The sequence below is a fragment of the Peribacillus sp. NPDC096540 genome (assembly GCF_050278525.1).
GTDB lineage: Bacteria > Bacillota > Bacilli > Bacillales > DSM-1321 > Peribacillus.
In genome coordinates this window covers 63,738-81,055 of record NZ_JBNNTG010000021.1, presented here as the reverse complement: position 1 = coordinate 81,055, position 17,318 = coordinate 63,738, and the positions used below count along the sequence as shown (strand labels likewise).

Annotated in this window: 20 protein-coding genes and 3 pseudogenes; 22 read left to right on the top strand and 1 reads right to left on the bottom strand. The window is 35.5% G+C overall.

The genetic code is table 11. The features are described 5' to 3' along the window. Nucleotides 1-8 precede the first annotated feature (8 nt). The 3 genes from ACQKMR_RS17865 (at nt 9) to ACQKMR_RS17855 (ending at nt 2,717) form a co-directional block, all read left to right on the top strand. The gene (locus ACQKMR_RS17865; RefSeq protein ID WP_427698493.1) at nt 9-257 is read left to right on the top strand and encodes a hypothetical protein; all 249 of its coding nucleotides are present in this window, start codon (nt 9-11) and stop codon (nt 255-257) included. Nucleotides 258-991: 734 nt separating this feature from the next. Further along, entirely contained in the window at nt 992-1,795 is an 804-nt protein-coding gene (locus tag ACQKMR_RS17860; protein ID WP_427698492.1) for a LysM peptidoglycan-binding domain-containing protein, read from the top strand. Between the two features lie 142 nt (nt 1,796-1,937). Next, nucleotides 1,938-2,717, top strand: coding sequence for a hypothetical protein (locus ACQKMR_RS17855; RefSeq protein ID WP_427698491.1), 780 nt, complete (start codon nt 1,938-1,940; stop codon nt 2,715-2,717). Between the two features lie 1,208 nt (nt 2,718-3,925). Here ACQKMR_RS17855 and ACQKMR_RS17850 read toward each other — a convergent pair. Continuing rightward, nucleotides 3,926-4,519, bottom strand: coding sequence for a hypothetical protein (locus ACQKMR_RS17850; RefSeq protein ID WP_427698490.1), 594 nt, complete (start codon nt 4,517-4,519; stop codon nt 3,926-3,928). A 367-nt stretch (nt 4,520-4,886) separates the two neighbouring features. Between ACQKMR_RS17850 and ACQKMR_RS17845 the strand changes: the two genes are divergently transcribed. The 19 genes and pseudogenes from ACQKMR_RS17845 to ACQKMR_RS17755 all read left to right on the top strand — a co-directional run bounded on the left by ACQKMR_RS17845 (nt 4,887) and on the right by ACQKMR_RS17755 (nt 17,123). Next, nucleotides 4,887-5,372 carry a peptidoglycan-binding domain-containing protein gene (locus ACQKMR_RS17845; protein ID WP_427698489.1) on the top strand — a complete coding sequence of 162 codons (486 nt, stop codon included), beginning with the start codon at nt 4,887-4,889 and terminating at the stop codon, nt 5,370-5,372. A 199-nt stretch (nt 5,373-5,571) separates the two neighbouring features. Continuing rightward, nucleotides 5,572-5,927 (top strand): annotated as a pseudogene (locus tag ACQKMR_RS17840) (YybH family protein). A 164-nt stretch (nt 5,928-6,091) separates the two neighbouring features. Continuing rightward, nucleotides 6,092-6,475, top strand: coding sequence for a DUF302 domain-containing protein (locus ACQKMR_RS17835; protein WP_427698488.1), 384 nt, complete (start codon nt 6,092-6,094; stop codon nt 6,473-6,475). 564 nt (nt 6,476-7,039) lie between these two features. Then, nucleotides 7,040-7,375: a sulfurtransferase gene (locus ACQKMR_RS17830; RefSeq protein WP_427698487.1), complete on the top strand. Its 336-nt coding sequence runs from the start codon at nt 7,040-7,042 to the stop codon at nt 7,373-7,375. 15 nt (nt 7,376-7,390) lie between these two features. Then, the gene (locus ACQKMR_RS17825) at nt 7,391-7,651 is read left to right on the top strand and encodes a metal-sensitive transcriptional regulator (RefSeq protein ID WP_427698486.1); all 261 of its coding nucleotides are present in this window, start codon (nt 7,391-7,393) and stop codon (nt 7,649-7,651) included. 131 nt (nt 7,652-7,782) lie between these two features. Further along, entirely contained in the window at nt 7,783-8,088 is a 306-nt protein-coding gene (locus ACQKMR_RS17820) for a monooxygenase (protein ID WP_427698485.1), read from the top strand. Nucleotides 8,089-8,375: 287 nt separating this feature from the next. Beyond that, nucleotides 8,376-8,855 (top strand): DsrE/DsrF/DrsH-like family protein, encoded by a 480-nt coding sequence (locus ACQKMR_RS17815; RefSeq protein WP_427698484.1) that lies wholly within the window; start codon nt 8,376-8,378, stop codon nt 8,853-8,855. Between the two features lie 53 nt (nt 8,856-8,908). After that, nucleotides 8,909-9,274: a rhodanese-like domain-containing protein gene (locus ACQKMR_RS17810; protein ID WP_427698483.1), complete on the top strand. Its 366-nt coding sequence runs from the start codon at nt 8,909-8,911 to the stop codon at nt 9,272-9,274. A 20-nt stretch (nt 9,275-9,294) separates the two neighbouring features. Further along, nucleotides 9,295-9,591, top strand: a complete 297-nt coding sequence (locus ACQKMR_RS17805) for a rhodanese-like domain-containing protein (RefSeq protein ID WP_427698482.1) — start codon at nt 9,295-9,297, stop codon at nt 9,589-9,591. Between the two features lie 51 nt (nt 9,592-9,642). After that, nucleotides 9,643-10,215, top strand: a complete 573-nt coding sequence (locus ACQKMR_RS17800) for a sulfurtransferase TusA family protein (protein ID WP_427698481.1) — start codon at nt 9,643-9,645, stop codon at nt 10,213-10,215. Between the two features lie 30 nt (nt 10,216-10,245). After that, the gene (locus tag ACQKMR_RS17795; protein WP_427698480.1) at nt 10,246-10,641 is read left to right on the top strand and encodes a DsrE/DsrF/DrsH-like family protein; all 396 of its coding nucleotides are present in this window, start codon (nt 10,246-10,248) and stop codon (nt 10,639-10,641) included. 47 nt (nt 10,642-10,688) lie between these two features. Beyond that, on the top strand, nt 10,689-11,816 hold the full coding sequence (locus tag ACQKMR_RS17790; RefSeq protein WP_427698479.1) for an MBL fold metallo-hydrolase: 1,128 nt from the start codon (nt 10,689-10,691) through the stop codon (nt 11,814-11,816). A gap of 46 nt (nt 11,817-11,862) precedes the next feature. Then, nucleotides 11,863-12,090: a sulfurtransferase TusA family protein gene (locus ACQKMR_RS17785; protein WP_427698512.1), complete on the top strand. Its 228-nt coding sequence runs from the start codon at nt 11,863-11,865 to the stop codon at nt 12,088-12,090. Nucleotides 12,091-12,141: 51 nt separating this feature from the next. Continuing rightward, complete coding sequence (locus ACQKMR_RS17780) at nt 12,142-12,921, top strand: sulfite exporter TauE/SafE family protein (protein WP_427698478.1); 780 nt, start codon at nt 12,142-12,144, stop codon at nt 12,919-12,921. Nucleotides 12,922-13,378: 457 nt separating this feature from the next. Next, nucleotides 13,379-14,197: an alpha/beta fold hydrolase gene (locus ACQKMR_RS17775; protein WP_427698477.1), complete on the top strand. Its 819-nt coding sequence runs from the start codon at nt 13,379-13,381 to the stop codon at nt 14,195-14,197. Between the two features lie 481 nt (nt 14,198-14,678). Further along, a complete protein-coding gene (locus ACQKMR_RS17770; protein WP_427698476.1) occupies nt 14,679-15,506 on the top strand; it encodes a hypothetical protein in 828 nt (275 codons plus the stop codon). Nucleotides 15,507-15,728: 222 nt separating this feature from the next. Beyond that, a pseudogene (locus tag ACQKMR_RS17765) lies at nt 15,729-15,824 on the top strand (ACP phosphodiesterase); the annotation flags it as partial. A gap of 108 nt (nt 15,825-15,932) precedes the next feature. Further along, a pseudogene (locus ACQKMR_RS17760) lies at nt 15,933-16,329 on the top strand (MFS transporter); the annotation flags it as partial. Between the two features lie 263 nt (nt 16,330-16,592). After that, nucleotides 16,593-17,123 (top strand): ECF transporter S component, encoded by a 531-nt coding sequence (locus ACQKMR_RS17755; protein ID WP_427698475.1) that lies wholly within the window; start codon nt 16,593-16,595, stop codon nt 17,121-17,123. Nucleotides 17,124-17,318: the final 195 nt, after the last annotated feature.

The following is a 17,318-nucleotide window of genomic DNA, read 5'->3' as shown; positions in this document are numbered from 1 at the left end:
TGGTGTATATGTATTTTGATGTGATTCTTAGTCCTTGTCATGGTAAAGTTGAAAGAGTTTTAATAACCAGAAATTCCGGATTCTACGAATGGGAACCATTGTTCCATATTAAGACGGCAGATGGACGTGTGGAAATCATTGATATTGGTGTAAGCGGTGAGGTAGAATCATTGGAAGTCCTTGAGGGGGAACAAGTGGAAGCTGGCAAGGTCCTCGCCTATTTTAAAGAAGATTTATTTGTGACTGGTAGCGATTAATAGACAAAGAAAAGAAGATGAACTGAATCATCTTCTTTTTTTGCCTTATCCATTAATTACAATCTTCTACTTTCTGGATAAGGGCAGTGTGAATTACATATGCAGCAATAAAGGAGTTAGACATATGCTTGCAATTCTTGAAGTACTTTCACTAGAACCATTTTTTTCGTGTAGTGATTTATCTTTGTTACATTCACATGGGATAATATTTCATCTCGTGACGTGATCCCATGCGAATGTATACTTATTTTGTACAGTCAAAAAGTAGAATTAAAAGGGTGTCATTTTGAATCTTAGCCGTCATATGACGGCTTTTTATTGTTGAACGTGGCAGCATAGTTGAATATTAAAAGGATTAGTGCTTGAATTAAGATCCACTTCCTTTTTATAACTCATGATAAGGACTTTTCGAACCACCTTTTGTCCGACAAAATCCATTGTAATTCTATGAAAATGTTGGACCATATATCTTGTGTTTCTGGAAGATATCCTGTTGAATGGTACGGTCCAGTTGAGGTGGCAATTAACCAAACTGGCCATTGGTGTCGTGATTTAGATATGACGGACATATAAGGTTAATTATTCTAGCGTTATTTTAAATATTGATATCTTTTCGTTATCCTCCTGTGATATCTGTCATCTATTCTTTATCTGTTTGTTCTTTGTATAGGAAATAACTATGCTATTATTGAAAAAATTAGCTATTTAACTAGCTTACAAGGAGGTAACAACATATGAAAAAATCAATCTTATCGTTAGCAGCAGCGGCTGCAATATCCGGTGCATTCACTATTCCGGTACAAGCAGAAGATGTCAAAGTGAAAGATGGAGACACATTATGGGGGATATCTCAAACATATAAAGTTTCAATAGAAGAAATTAAGTCTTGGAACCATTTATCGTCAGACACAATTTATGCAGGAAAAACCATACATATTTCTCAAGAAAAGCATTATATGGTTAAGTCCGGGGACACGTTATGGGCTATTGCAGACAAAAATCATGTATCAGTAAATGACCTTAAATCTTGGAACAGTTTAAATTCAGATACAATCCATCCGAAACAGGAACTAGTTATTAAACCTGTGGCAAACAAAGAAAAGGCAGCGAGCGTAAAGCCTGAACAGAATTCTGTACAAGCAGTGCCAGCTGAGCAAGTAAAACCAGCAGCACCAGCTGAAAAAGCAGAAAAAGAAGAAAAAGAAAAAACAGTATCTAACAGTGAATCTACGAATCAATCAAGCATAGAAAAAGAGATTACTGTAAGAGCAACTGCATATACTGCTGATTGTCAAGGCTGTAGCGGCACTACAGCGACTGGAATCGACTTAAAAGCAAATCCGGATGCAAAAGTAGTAGCTGTTGACCCATCTATTATCCCACTTGGATCAAAAGTGTATGTGGAAGGCTATGGCTACGCAACAGCGGCAGATACTGGCAGTGCTATAAAAGGAAATAGAGTAGATATCTTTATTCCTAATGAGCAGGATGCTTTAAATTGGGGCGTTAAAAATGTGAAAATGAAAGTCTTGAATTAACTCATTCATATAATTGATTGCTTAAAAAATATTTTTAATTCGTTGCGAAGAAGTACAAAAAACGACTCATTTTTTCTTATAATAGGGTAATATCACTCAATGTAACATTACATGGCGTAATAAAAGTGAAAGGGGGAACATCATGAACACAGATCAAGCTTTTGACCTGTTAAAGGATGCAGGAGTAACAGAAAGTATTAGTATTCAAACTGTTAGACATTGGCTGCGTAAAGGTAAGATTAAATACGAGGGAGGAAACAAGAATAGAAAAACTGGATACATAATTGATGACACTGATCAAGCATTTGATCTTTTAAAAGATGCAGGAATAACAGAAAGTATTAGTATTCAAATTGTTAGACGTTGGCTGCGTGAAGGTAAGATTAAATATGAGGGAAACGGGAATAGGGAAACTGGATACATAATTAATGACACAGCTTCAAAGCTGTCTATAAATGATCGTATTGATCAACATAAGGAAGAGCTTATTCACCGATTAAAATTAAAAATACAAGCACAAGATAAGCATATAGAAGGAATTGAAGAACTTCATGAGTCTGCAAAAAAAATATTGATTCAGCAGAGAGATAAGTGTAAAAAGGAAGTTGTAACACTAAAGAATGAGAAAAGTAAATTACAAAAAGAAACAAAGGATTTATTAAAAGAAAATATTGAATTGCGTAATGAATTGATAAAAGTAAAAGAAAACAAAAGAGACAATTACAATTTCGTCTCGAATAATCATTCAAATGATTATAGTGAAAAATTAGGACTTGCAAAAATGGCGAGTAACAAAGAATTGTTAGCAGAATATAAAGGGTTATTAAAAATAACTCATCCAGATCATGACGGCAACGCAAAGGTATTTCATTACATTAAGACTGATTACGATAATTTTAGAAATTTTATCAAAGGTAAATGATTATTAGTTTTCCTAAAAATAAACGCTGAGAAGGGAAAAGAATGGAACCAAGTGAAAGCTAATCAGAATTTTTTGATTTCCATGCCGTGGGATGATAATAAATCTGTTACTTTTCAGTTCTTTATGAAACTAGGTGGCGGTTAAAAGAAATTCGATGCCCTTAATAAAAAAACACCCGATTATTCGGGTGCATATCTAATCATTCCATGTAAATAAACCAAGCATTCTCTCTGAATACATCCTCTTAAATTGATTTTTCCTTCACTTTCCAATTCTTTAACTAATTCTTCAATCTTATTTTCATCTTCATTAGTATTTTTAGGAATCTCTATTGAAAAAAGCATTTAGAAGATGTTTTAATAGTCTATTTATATTCATTAGACATCCCCCTTTATCAACTTTCAATATAAAGTAGTTTTTTTCTGTGAAAGAACATAATATATCAGCATTGGTGAATGGGTAAACATTGTAAAATAACCTTGCTGTTAAATGTATAATATTAATAACATATAACAAAACCTTGTCAATATCTAGCCTTACCAAGTGATAGACGTATAGAAGAAGTTATGTTGTTTATATATTAGCATAAAAGATAAGGTGTTCGACAAAGAACAAAAATGTACTAGTCATAACTTAAGATTGAGTATCGCGTGTCCAAACATTTGCATAATATATATAAGACGTGGGGAAGCACCTGACGTCACCTTAGACTGACTTTTTAAAGTCAGTCTCTTTTTTTTTGAACTAACCTTACCCAAAACCTAAAAGTACTGACCCCATTTTGATAGTGTAGTAATGGTTAGGTTTTGTGTAATTTAGGGGCATAAATAAGGTGTAAAAGTGGAGATACTGCCATGATATATAGGCATGCAAGGGTAAGTACAATTAGCTAAGACTTGGCGTATAATTTCAAGCATTAGAAGAATGATGTAAAATCTACTCTGAGAAGTACACAGGAACTATATCAGATCGTCTACTATTTCAAAATTTTTGGTGTTCAATGAATATTACCTTGTTTAGATCAGTCTGATGCAAAAAGACTCATACAGAGCCACTTTTGTGAAGGGTAACTACTCTCTAGGAGTATTGAAAGCTGAAATGTTCGGTATAATTTTTGTTCATTTTGACAAATTTTGAGGGTTTGCACCGGAACCCAAAATTACAGTATAGGGCTTGCTGGGAGCCATAAAGTAGAACTTGCCGTGGAGTTATTTGTATTTGTTAATTAAATCTAGTATGGCAAGTTCAATTATGTCGGACTTATTTAACTTCTGTTGATCTGCGAACCTATCAAGCAATGCCCCAACTTCTTCGTTAATGACAATCGTTTTTCTTACTTTGGTGCCTTTTTCTAAAGTGACTACCCTTTGATAAAGATCATCTCTTTGACTATCTTGCTGGTCATCAAGGACATATGCCTTTATCAGTTCCTTTAATATCGTTACTTCTTCCGGTGTGAAAACGGTGTGAATATATTTTTCTCCTTCATTTCTTACACTCTTCAAATCGAGTGTGATAGGTTGTGAACTTCTTGGTGAAGTATCTTTTAGGTCGGGTGAACTTTGTTTCACATTAGGTGAACTATTTTTTGATTCAATGAACTCAAACACTGAATGATAAAGGGGTTCTCTCCCTTCTTTTGCATAAAACCAGCCTTTCGGATTTTTGTTCCTGTATTCATATCCAGCATTGTGTAACGCGTTCTTTAATCGTTTCTCTCCAATGCCTACCTTGTCCTGTGCGATATTTGCTATTGTATTTCCAGTTACGGATAGTTCATCTAATAGCTCTTTTATTTTCATATTTCACACTCCATTACGACTTTTATTCACATATTCTCCATACTGGTGTGAATTACCTCCCTTTTTTTAACTTCTATCTGTAAATGAATTGTGTACCTGAAACTAAGGAAATGAGTCGTGAACGGATAATAAATGAATCCAAATGGTGGATACTCTTTTATCTATCAAAGAACCTTGGGTTTAGAGTTTGGATCTACTTAATGCTTTAAGTATTCGTACAACTTATCCATATTCTATGGTCCTTCTGGTGATTTAGTTTGTTTAACAGCTTCAAAATAAAAACAGGACATTGGTCGGAAGGGGAATATAAAATCTGAGGGGAACTAGTAAAGTGAATTGAATGCACAAAAAAGAGGGAGATGGCGCTATGAAGAAATTACTTATTAGTTTGGTAGTATTATCAATAGCCCTGGGTATATCTTTTTCCACCGCTTCAGCATCTGCTGGAGGATTCCACCACCCGCAAAGCTGGGATAAAAACTCGATTTTGCGGAAGGACACTCATGGGGTAGAAGTCAGAAATATGCAGTATATCCTCAATGTCATGGGTTTTTATACTGATTCAGCAGTGGTTGACGTTGATGGGATTTTTGGGCCGAAAACGGAAGCGGGTGTAAAGAAATATCAAAAAGAAAACCATCTGAAAGTGGATGGTGTGGTTGGCCCTAAGACGTGGGCTAGTTTCTCACAATATATTAAAAAGAATGGCGAGAACTCATATGGAGCAGGCGGACACATGGGTCTCAGAATCAAGTGGAAGTACGACGATTCTTCCTATACATCCGGGTCAAAAGCCTATATTTACGGCAATGGTGAGACATTAAGTGACCAATATCGCTTGTATGCAAATTAAAAACTCAGGATGGCCTTAATAAGTTAAAGGAGGAAAAATGATTGTCCCCCATGTATAAATGGTTACTAGCGATCCAGTCTCAAAGAAGGAGAGGGGGGATAATTCTATTAAATTTCTCCTTTCATTCCACATGATTAGGGAGTGATTTCCACCTATGGTATCGGGTGGTGAATATGCAAAATCATGAGCTGGACAAGTCATAAAGAATGCAGACAAAGCAATAAATAACGAGGATTTCGATCATTTAATGATTTCTATTCCGAGGATGCAACCTTAGTTGTTAAACCCGGAACATTCGCCAAAGGAAAAGAAGAAATAAGTTGGGAATTCGTCGCCATCGCTGATTATTTTAATCATCAATCAAGAAAAGATGGTAATAATCGAAACGGGTGATACGCATTGGCTGTGGCAAAAGCACAGCTTCGTGCAAATCAAAAGAACGATTCCGAATTCTCTATGGAAAGAACCGCGACATATGTATTTAAAAAGGATTCCATGGGTACCTGGCGTTGCATAATCGACAACTCATATGGTACTGAAATAATTGAAGATTAAAAATAACCCCATGTAAGAATTAGATGAAAGCTGCCATTTAGGTAGCTTTCATTTGTTTTAATAGCTTTTGTTAATCAGTAAAATAAATATCTTTATGAAACTTGCGTGTTTATCATTGGAATCTAGGGAAATGTAAAATAAGACTGAAATTTGGAGGTGAAATATTGTTTGACTACACTGTTAACACACCTAAGAACATAAACGAAGCAATAGCAACTCTTGAAAGAAGCTTAAAAGAAGAAGGGTTCGGTGTATTATGGAAGTTCGATCTAACTGAAAAGCTCCAAGAAAAAGGACAGGACTTCAATACTCCATATACAATTTTAGAAGTATGCAACCCAAAAGAGGCCCAACGTGTTCTTTCGGAAGATCTTTTAATCGGCTATTTTTTACCGTGTAAAATAGTGGTGTACAAGGATGGAGATACAACAAAAATCGGGATGCCTAAACCAACAGCCATGCTTAACATGATAGAAAATGACAATATAAAGGCATTGGCAAAGGATATAGAGACCCGACTGATTTCATGTATGGATAAGAGCGTATAGAGAATAAAATGGACTAAGAATTTTAAAAAAGAAAGTGCTGAGATTAAGCACTTTCTTTTTCGTCTATGATCCAATATTTTGGGGTTATGATTCACTTTCTTGATTTAATTATTATAAAAGATGGTCTCTTTTTTTCATTAATTAATTTAGGCATTTATTCAATCCCTGAAACGATTAACTGTGGTTTCATAATCTTCCAATACAAGTCCATGCTTACGAACACAGCTATGAAATAAAGAAAAAACATCTATCATATTTTATAATATACACTTCTTTATATATACGGAAAGAGTTTGAAAAAAGTGAGAGTAAACTGCTTGACAATATACCCCTATAGGTATAATATGAACTCACGAGAAAGGCAACACCGATTCACGAGTAAAGCGCATGAATTCACGAGTAAAAAGCACAAACTCACGAGTAAAGCGCATGAATTCACGAGTAAAGCGCATGAATTCACGAGTAAAATGCGCAAACTCACGAGTAAAGTGCGCAAACTTACGAGTAAAGCGCCAATTCAAGAGTAGAAGAGCAAATATTAGAAATTGATACGGGTGGTGGGCTGTGATTTATTTATTACTTATAATATTTGTAGTTATTTTGGTCCCGAGTTTGTATAAACGTTATGTTCCTATTAAAAACGTTCCTTGCCAAAAGAATGAAGATCATGGTCTCATTTTATTAGATATAAGGGCTTATAATCAAAAACGGGATGATATCAATAGAGATACTTTAAATATCCCTTATGCATATTTGAAACGTTTTAATAAAGAAATCCCACATGAAAACATTCATGTAATTGCTTCCGATAAAATAGAAGTGAACTTGGGGTTGCGCTACTTAATTGGAAAGGGAATTAAGGTAACCAGTTATGAGATTAGTGATTGTGTTTGTAAATAGATAGGTGGGTAGAATATGGAATACGATAAAAGCGTCATCAATCGGTTAAAGCGAATAGAAGGACAAATAAAAGGAGTTCTAGGAATGATGGAGCAAGGAAAAGACTGTAGAGATATCGTTACACAGTTGTCTGCTGCACGAAATGCCGTTGATAGGACTATGGGCGTTATTGTAAGTGCCAACCTTGAACAGTGTGTTCGGGAAAACATCGAGAAAGGTGAAGGCACTGAACATCTTGTTAAAGAAGCTGTTGAGTTATTGATAAAAAGCAGATAAAAATAGTAAGGCATCTGTAAATAACATTCTAGATTATTATTCCCGAAAATGCGTAAATTATATTAAGTTGGACACGATTACAACAAACTCAACTAAATAATGTTTCTTACTTAAAAAGGGAGTGTTTAAAAATGGCATATATTTTACAAGTGGATTTTAAAATGGATGGACCATTTGGTGACGACATGGTTGAACAATTTACTGATTTAGCAAAAAGCATCAATGATGAAGAAGGAATGATTTGGAAAATTTGGACTGAAGATAGTGAGGCAAAGGAAGCTGGTGGTATTTATCTGTTCGAGTCCAAAGAATCAGCTCAAAAATATTTAACTATGCACACAGCACGGTTAAAAGGATTTGGAATTGGGACAGTTAATGGGAAAATATTCGAAGTGAATGAAGGATTAACTCAAATCAATCATGGACCGGTTAAATAAAAAGTCGATTAATCTAATAAAGATAGGTTACCTATATCTATGGTTTAAAACATACAGGTGGATAAGGTTATCATGGAGCATATCCTTCTGTATGGTTACTAACCCTTCCAGGGATCATTCAAGAGGTGTTCTTTTATAATATTTCAAAAGAAGAGGGTTGACGAATTAAACTTTTTACAATAGTATATACCCATAGGGGTATTAAACAATGTATCCATATAAAAGAATATTTTTTTAATGAAAAATATACCCGTATGGGTAATTGGGAATCAAGGGGGAAAACATTAATGACTGAAAAGAAAAAAACAACGATCATTTTATTTAGTGGTGATTATGATAAGGCCATGGCTGCCTATATAATTGCAAATGGTGCAGCGGCTTATGATCATGAAGTAACCATCTTCCATACTTTCTGGGGATTAAATGCTTTACGAAAAGATGAGCCATCGACATTAAATAAAGGCTTCCTTGAAAAAATGTTTGCAAAAATGATGCCTCGCGGTTCTGATAAGATGGGGTTATCTAACATGAACTTTGCTGGATTGGGCCCTAAAATGATTAAACATGTAATGAAAAAACATAACGCCATGTCACTGCCTCATTTAATTGAGTTGGCTCAAGAACAAGAGGTCAAATTAATAGCTTGTACGATGACAATGGATTTATTGGGCTTGCAACAAGCGGAATTATTAGAGGGGATTGAATATGCGGGTGTGGCAGCTTATCTAGCTGATGCAGAAGATGGTAATGTAAACCTATTTATTTAAGCAATAAAAGTGAAATAGAGTAAATTTCATGATATGGAGGGGAGGATACTAAAATGGGAACAGCATTTAATGTCATAATAATTGGAGCTATCGCTTGGTTTTTATATCAGAAATTTGTCCCTGCAAAGGGAATTAAGAATATAAATACGACAGAGTTAAAAGCTGTGTTAAGTCAAAAAGGAAACAAGCAATTCATTGATGTCCGTACTCCAAATGAGTATAGGGGTAATCACATAAGGGAGTTTAAGAATATTCCATTATTCGAACTTAATAAAAGAGCACAAGAACTTTCAAAAGATAAAGAAGTAGTTGTCATCTGCCAAAGTGGAATGAGGAGCACTAAAGCAAGTAAGACCTTACAAAAACTTGGATTTAAAGAAGTTACCAACGTAAAAGGCGGTATGAGCGCTTGGAAATAATATGAGGAGGGATTACTATCATGAAAGAAATCTTACCAAATGAAGTGGCTGCATTATTAAAAGAAAACTCGACAATTAATATTATTGATGTGAGAGAAGTAGATGAAGTAAAGACAGGGAAAATACCAAATGCGATGCATATTCCATTGGGGCTAGTGGAATTTCGAATGCAAGATTTGGAAAAATCACAAGAATATATCATGGTCTGCCGTTCAGGAGGCAGAAGTGCAAGGGCAGCAAAGTTACTTGAAGATCATGGATATAAAGTGATGAACATGATGGGCGGTATGAATGAATGGGAAGGTCCAATAGAATAATTTCAATTTATTAGATACCCCCACCCCTATTAAAATCGAGGAGGAAAAAAAATGATAAAAACAAATTCCGTATTAGATGCAAAAGGGTTAGCATGTCCAATGCCGATTGTAAGAACGAAAAAAGCCATGAATGGCCTAGAAGCAGGAGAAGTGCTGGAAGTTCAAGCGACTGACAAAGGGTCAACTGCCGATATGAAAGCTTGGGCAGAAAGTACAGGTCATCAATATTTAGGTACGGTAGAAGAAGGAACCGCCCTTAAACATTATCTTCGGAAAGCAAGTGGAGAAGAACAAGAAGAAAAGAAGCATGAAAAAGTTATTTCAAATGAAGAACTACTACAAAAAATAGAAGTAGATCAAAACACGATAGTACTTGATGTACGTGAATCGGCAGAATATGCGTTTAATCATATTCCATCTGCTAAATCCCTTCCAATGGGTGAATTAGAAGAACGTTTTAGTGAACTTGATAAAGAGTCTGAGATTTTTGTCATATGCCGAACCGGCAACCGAAGTGACCTAGCTGCACAAAAACTAACAGCTGCTGGATTTAAACATGTGGTTAATGTTGAACCGGGCATGAGCCAATGGAATGGTCCTACCCAAAAATCAGTGAATGAATAACATATAATTCTAAAAATGGAGGAACATATCATGTCTAAAAAAGTAGCGATAATCGCTAGTAACGGTGGTTTGTTTGACGCATATAAAGTATTTAACATTGCAACAGCAGCTGCAGCAACGGATCAAGAAGTAGCTATTTTCTTTACATTCGAAGGCTTAAATTTAATTCATAAAGAGGCCAATCAACAACTACCGATGCCAGTAGGTAAGGAACATTTTGCAGAAGGATTTGCCAGAGCTAATGTACCTTCTATTCCAGAGTTGCTTTCTATGGCACAAGAAATGGAAGTCAAGTTTATTGGGTGTCAAATGACCATGGACGTTAGGGGCTTGGAAAAAGAGGCTCTCGTTGACGGTATCGAAGTCGGTGGAGCTGTTACATTTTTAGAATTCGCGAAAGATGCGGATGTAACTTTAACCTTTTAATTCAGGTAAAAAATTTTGAAATATTAAATACTATAGGGGGTATATATATGACGTTGAATGAAATGACAGCCAAAGAGGTTTCAAAGAAAGTAATCAATAAAGATGAATTATTTATTTTGGATGTTCGAAATGAAAGTGATTTTAACGATTGGAAAATTGAAGGGGAGAAATTTGAATTCCTTAATATCCCTTACTTTGATTTACTAGATGGCGTTGAAGAAATCATCGATAAAATTCCAGCAAATAAAGAAATTTTAGTTGTCTGTGCAAAAGAAGGCTCATCTATTATGGTTGCTGAAATGCTATCTGAATCAGGGCTGGATGCTTCCTATTTGAAGGGCGGAATGAAAGCATGGAGTGAACACTTAGAACCAGTGAAAATTGGGGATTTGAATAATGGCGGAGAAATCTATCAATTTGTACGTCTTGGTAAAGGTTGTTTATCTTACATGGTCGTTTCTAATGGTGAAGCAGCAGTTATTGATTCCACAAGAATGACTGATATCTACCTTGATTTTGCCGATAGTATTGAAGCGAAGATCACTCACGTATTTGATACACACTTACATGCTGACCATATTTCAGGTGGAAGACAAATAGCAGAAAGTTCAAATGCAACTTACTGGCTACCACCAAAAGATGCAACAGAAGTAACTTTTGAATATCAGCCATTAGAAGGCGGAAATGTGGTTACGATTGGTCATACAGCTATCAATATTCATGCTCTATACTCACCGGGTCACACGATTGGTTCCACTTCATTTGTAGTCGATGAAAAATACTTGCTTTCAGGAGATATTCTATTCATCGATTCCATTGGTAGACCAGACTTAGCAGGATTGGCTGAGGATTGGGTAGGAGACTTGAGAGAAACACTTTATACTCGCTATAGAGAATTATCAAACGAGTTAATTGTACTGCCATCTCACTTTATGATCATTGAAGAATTAAATGAAGACGGAAGTGTTGCGAAGAAACTAGGAACGTTATTTGCTGAAAATCATGGTTTGAACATTGCTGACGAAACAGAATTCAGAGAGTTGGTTACGGGAAACTTACCTCCTCAGCCAAACGCATATCAAGAAATCCGCGAAACGAATATGGGGAAAATCACCCCTGATGATGAAAAACAGCGCGAAATGGAAATTGGACCAAACCGCTGTGCGGTTCGTTAAACATAAAAAAAGATTATAAATACTAAGAAAACAGGAGAGATGTATGATGAGATCAGATAAAATGTTAGATGCAAAGGGACTTGCTTGTCCGATGCCGATTGTTAGAACAAAGAAGGCTATGAATGATTTACAATCTGGTCAAGTGTTAGAAATACATGTGACAGATAAAGGCGCTAAAGCAGATTTAACTGCTTGGTCAAAATCTGGTGGTCATGAGGTAGTGGAAACTGCAGAAGAAAATGAAGTTCTAAAATTTTGGATTAAAAAAGGCTGATAATGATAAGGGAACCTTATTGGTTCCCTTCTTTTCGAGGAGGCAATAAAAATGGATATTACGTTTATCATTACCATCTTTTTGATAGGATTTATTGGTTCATATATTTCAGGAATGCTAGGTATAGGCGGATCCATCATTAAATACCCAATGCTTTTGTATATACCACCACTTTTCGGTTTAGCGGCTTTTAGTGCTCATGAAGTCTCAGGAATTAGTGCCGTCCAAGTATTATTTGCATCCATGGGTGGTGTCTGGGCTTATCGTAAAGGTGGCTATTTAAATAAGACGCTCATCATCTATATGGGTGTTAGTGTACTCATAGGTAGTGTAATTGGGAGTTTTGGATCGCAATCCATGTCTGAAGACGGGATAAATATTGTGTATGGCCTACTTGCTCTAATAGCAGCTGTCATGATGTTTATACCTAAAAAAGGAATAGATGACGTTCCTTTGGATCAAGTAACCTTTAACAAATGGCTCGCAGCAACTTTAGCCTTGATTGTCGGCTTGGGTTCAGGGATTGTCGGTGCTGCCGGTGGATTCTTATTAGTTCCTATTATGTTGGTTGTCTTAAAAGTCCCAACTAGGGTAACAATCGCCTCTTCCTTAGCGATTACATTCATATCATCGATTGGCGCAACGGTAGGGAAAGTCTCAACAGGGCAAGTTGACTTCTATCCTGCCTTGATCATGGTTATAGCAAGCTTAATAGCGTCTCCTCTAGGAGCGATGGCTGGTAAAAAAATGAATACAAAAATACTTCAAGTCATCTTAGCTCTATTAATTCTAGCAACGGCTGTGAAAATTTGGATGGGGATTTTGTCTTAAGATTTTTGGGAATATTGGACCCTTACCTTGACAGGGAAGGGGTCGTGGGTTCGAATCCCTCACAGGTCATCAACTACCAAAGGCTCAAATCCTTGATATAACAAGGATTTGGGTCTTTTTTTGTTTTTAAAGATATAGTTCATTATGTATTATTTACTTAATTGGTGGCGGATAGGGAAGCATTCAAACATATTACAGGACAATTATTTGTAATAATTAATATTTCAAGGAACCGTAGGTAAAGCCTTTTGCTTATTCAGCTAACGATGTTGGTCATCTTAAAATTAATTGTTAGTGTAGAAAGTGCAAAATCAGCCCAACTTGTAATATGAGATTGTGAAAATTTCTACTTAAAATAAAGGTGCAGGTTGGTTGAACAAGGACTTAGAGAAACAAAAAGAGAATACATAATGTTAGTTAAAGCAATTTGTAATTATTTAAGAAAGAAGGATTTAATATGCCATATTGCAAAGTTCACCAAGCTGAAATATATTATGAAGATTTAGGGGAAGGTAAACCGATTTTAATGATACACGGTTATGCCCCCGACCATCGATTAATGAGTGGTTGTATGGAACCTATATTCACAAAGAGGGATGGGTGGAGACGCATCTATATTGACCTACCTGGAATGGGATTAACAAAAAAATATAATGAAATAAGCAGTTCTGATGAAATGTTGAATGCTGTGTTAGATTTTATTCAAGCTGTAATTCCTAACCAAGAGTACGTAATTGCTGGGGAATCTTACGGTGGCTATATAGCTAGGGGCATTATTGAAAAGCATCAAGAACAAATACTCGGTGCAGCATTTATATGTCCTCTTATTATTCCTCTGCCAGAAAATAGAACAGTTGAGAAACATGAAATATTGAGAACAGATGAAAAGTTTATTGAAAATTTATCAAAGGATGAATTAGAAGATTTTAGAAATAACAACATTGTACTTGATGAGTACACATGGTTAAGATACAACAAAGAAATTCTAAGTGGTTGTAAAATTGGAGATGAAAAGTTTCTAAATAAGGTTAAGAATAAATATGGGTTTTCTTTTAAGATTGACCAGTCAGATTTTATTAAACCCAGTGTATTCCTGTTAGGAAGACAAGACTCTTCGGTTGGATATAAAGATGCTCTTGACATAATAAACAAGTATCCACGAGGAACATTTGCTGTATTGGATACAGCAGGTCACAATTTACAAATTGATCAACCACAACTTTTTAGCAGCCTAGTAAATGAATGGTTGAATAGAATTGAAGAGTCCATTGACTAATAATTGACGTAGTACGTGAAGATTGTGAAATATTGTACTTAAACTATAGGGTGCTTTAGCAAAAAAATGGACAGTAAAATAAATGAGCTTGGAGATACATTTCCAAGTTCATTTTTAATGTGAAACCATTGATGAATATTTGTGATTTCCTATTAGAGATATTCTTTATTTTTAGAAAGCGATGTTTCTAATTCTTAATGTCTCTGCGGTTTCCCAAGTTTCGAGAACAATTGATAAGCATCAGCTTTTTCTTGCTATTTACGCTGATTTACCTTACCTATGTTGTCACATTAGGATTCCTATCGAACTAGCCAATGTCTATTCGTGTTCGATATTATCAGCTGTACCAAGTGAAATTAATTTTCGATCAAATCAGCTGAATTGGTGTCGACAATACTTTCGATGGTTTAATATTGTAAAAATTTAACACAAAAGTTATTCTTAAATCACTTAACAAGGCACAATATTAAAGGAGAGAATAGTGAGTTATCTCGGAAAGTATTTGAAAATGCCACCAACAATTGAAAAGCTCCATAAATTAGAGAAGGAAATTGAAAAAGAAGGCTACTCCTTAGATGACTTATCCCTAATTTTAGAATTTGACTTCACCCCTTATGAGGTTACTCCCTATGATGTCATTACATTTGCTAGTACAGGCGTTGACGGCATACATTTCGGATTTCTAACTGACTTCGGAACAGTATCTGATTTAGAGAATGCTTTTGTTGTATGTATTAGTCCAATGGATTTTGATTCACATATAAAGATTGTTGCAAGGAATATAAGGGATTTTCTTAACTTGGTTTGTACGATGAAAGGTGCCTTAACTATTTCTAACTTTAATATCCTGGAAGAAGAGGGACAGTATATTCGTTTGCTCAAAGAACTAAAACAAGTAGAACCTGAAGATGAGGAATTTGAAGAGAACGCAAACTATGTAGTGGAAAAGATAATCGCCACATTTGGAAGCGAACTAATAGAGGATGTATATCATTATGTCGAAAGAAAAGTAAGGACAGAAAGAGAGCAACAAACCATTTTACCAACTCTTGATGGGTTAGGCATAATACCTGTAGAGAACATTACTAGCAATTTTATCCTATACAAACTTGAAAAAGATATGACGATTAACTTGGAAGAAGTGAAAGCCTTCTTTAATTCGGCAACAACAGAAAGTAAACTGGCTTTCATCAGAGATGTCCAATTTACTTACTTAATTGCAAATGAGATAGCGTTAAAAGAATTGGTCATTCATGAAATGATTAAATTAGGTTTACAGAATGAAGTCGATAGATTATACGTGTTTTAGGTTCTCTTTTTCTTGCCTAATTAATACCATCAACCTTAACAGAACCAAAAATTATTAGGCGGTTATTTATGAAACGAATATTAGTTTTAACTCTTGGTTTTACAAGAGTATTAGCATTATGAAATGGTTTTGCGAAAGACTTGCAAAGCACAGAAGTATCGGCAAAAGAACATAGAGAAAATATGTTAACTGAAGGAAAGGATTATTCCACAGATAGTGAAAGTAGTGATTGAAGGTCACAACCAATTCCAAGATAGAACAGAAGAAATTATTGCAGCAGGGCTTGAAAAGGCTGTTAAAGTAGTAAGTACGTTCTAATTAACAAAATACTTTTCACTGAATATGGCAGTACCAACACTTTTATAGCGGTGGTACTGCTTTTTTATTCGCATATCTCGGTACTGTTGGGTAGTAAGAACCCAATTGATATTAGGTCTTTGGGTAGCAAAATCATTTTCATTTCATTATCTATAAATCTTCTATGCAAAGCATTAGCACTTATCGCATTCATACTAGCGTTTGGTACAAAAATTCCAGCAGTTCAACCTACATCAAAAAACCCAATATCATTTTTTGAAAAAACCGTTTAACCAATCGCTATTGTTACATTTTCCTATCGCTTACTTTTGGTGGCATTACAACATGTTCACCACTGTTTGGGGCAAACAATCAAGTTAATGTTGTTACTTTTTCTTAGTTTATGCTGTCACACTTACAGTAATTAGGCTGCTTGCAGGGAAGATCTCCGATAAACATGGTAGAAGGGGTCATTATTGTTCTTGCGCTTTTTACACTGATAGTCGCACTATTTGTCTTAACAATGAAATGAAAAGGGATAAGCTTGTTTTGTTGTTCACAAACTTCTAGAAGAGTCATAGATGCTTCCAATGTTCATATTTGCTTGGGCGTTTTAGAAATAGAGGGAGGAGAAGTATCTTTAGCCGGATTATTCTTGATTAATCCCCATTTAACAGCTTTTTGCAATGCTTTAGATAAAAGATTGTGTATTTTTTTTACAGTCGCAATTAATTCAACAAATCTGTTTAGGAGTATGGTAATATTTAAAAAAAAGAAAGAGGTTATCACATGAATTCGACATACTTACCGACAGAAACTACTAAAACAAGAGCCTTAGTCATCAATGCACTTTTCATCGCACTTACCCTTGTAGCCACAATGTTTATCAACATAAAGCTACCAATAATGGGTAACGGAGGCCTAATCCATCTTGGTAACGTTCCTCTTTTTATAGCAGCATTGGTTTACGGCAAAAAAACAGGAGCCATAGCAGGCGCCTTCGGAATGTGCTTCTTCGACCTTATCTCTGGTTGGGCAGCATGGGCACCGTTTACATTCATCATCGTAGGTGCAATGGGCTTTTTAGCCGGACTCATCTCCGAAAAGGTACCCGGCAAAAGAGAACTTGTATACACACTGGCAGTTGCCGTTGCACTGATTATAAAAATCGTGGGTTACTATTTTGTCGAAGTTATCCTTTACGGTAACTGGATACAGCCAATCGGCTCCATCCCCGGAAACGTTATGCAGGTCGTAATAGCTGGTATAATTGTAGTACCACTTGCAGGACGTTTAAAGAAGAGAGCTGGACAGATATAGGAGTGAAACATATTTTGGTTTCTTCTTTTGGTCTTTCAGCAGTGGATTAAACTGATTCATTTTTTCCTGATTATTATTTATTTTACTCTATTTTCTTTACCTGTTGTTCAGCTATATGATAGTACCCTCTGGTTGATGAACTGCGCCCTAAATTTCGGACAGTTTAATAAAAGACACCCTGCTAATTTAGCAGCG

Coding starts and splice junctions, on each gene's coding strand:
- ACQKMR_RS17865 (WP_427698493.1), top strand. CDS start 9: ATGTATTTTGATGTGATTCTTAGTCCTTGTCATGGTAAAGTTGAAAGA.
- ACQKMR_RS17860 (WP_427698492.1), top strand. CDS start 992: ATGAAAAAATCAATCTTATCGTTAGCAGCAGCGGCTGCAATATCCGGT.
- ACQKMR_RS17855 (WP_427698491.1), top strand. CDS start 1,938: ATGAACACAGATCAAGCTTTTGACCTGTTAAAGGATGCAGGAGTAACA.
- ACQKMR_RS17850 (WP_427698490.1), bottom strand. CDS start 4,519: ATGAAAATAAAAGAGCTATTAGATGAACTATCCGTAACTGGAAATACA.
- ACQKMR_RS17845 (WP_427698489.1), top strand. CDS start 4,887: ATGAAGAAATTACTTATTAGTTTGGTAGTATTATCAATAGCCCTGGGT.
- ACQKMR_RS17825 (WP_427698486.1), top strand. CDS start 7,391: ATGGAATACGATAAAAGCGTCATCAATCGGTTAAAGCGAATAGAAGGA.
- ACQKMR_RS17820 (WP_427698485.1), top strand. CDS start 7,783: ATGGCATATATTTTACAAGTGGATTTTAAAATGGATGGACCATTTGGT.
- ACQKMR_RS17815 (WP_427698484.1), top strand. CDS start 8,376: ATGACTGAAAAGAAAAAAACAACGATCATTTTATTTAGTGGTGATTAT.
- ACQKMR_RS17810 (WP_427698483.1), top strand. CDS start 8,909: ATGGGAACAGCATTTAATGTCATAATAATTGGAGCTATCGCTTGGTTT.
- ACQKMR_RS17805 (WP_427698482.1), top strand. CDS start 9,295: ATGAAAGAAATCTTACCAAATGAAGTGGCTGCATTATTAAAAGAAAAC.
- ACQKMR_RS17800 (WP_427698481.1), top strand. CDS start 9,643: ATGATAAAAACAAATTCCGTATTAGATGCAAAAGGGTTAGCATGTCCA.
- ACQKMR_RS17795 (WP_427698480.1), top strand. CDS start 10,246: ATGTCTAAAAAAGTAGCGATAATCGCTAGTAACGGTGGTTTGTTTGAC.
- ACQKMR_RS17790 (WP_427698479.1), top strand. CDS start 10,689: ATGACGTTGAATGAAATGACAGCCAAAGAGGTTTCAAAGAAAGTAATC.
- ACQKMR_RS17785 (WP_427698512.1), top strand. CDS start 11,863: ATGAGATCAGATAAAATGTTAGATGCAAAGGGACTTGCTTGTCCGATG.
- ACQKMR_RS17780 (WP_427698478.1), top strand. CDS start 12,142: ATGGATATTACGTTTATCATTACCATCTTTTTGATAGGATTTATTGGT.
- ACQKMR_RS17775 (WP_427698477.1), top strand. CDS start 13,379: ATGCCATATTGCAAAGTTCACCAAGCTGAAATATATTATGAAGATTTA.
- ACQKMR_RS17755 (WP_427698475.1), top strand. CDS start 16,593: ATGAATTCGACATACTTACCGACAGAAACTACTAAAACAAGAGCCTTA.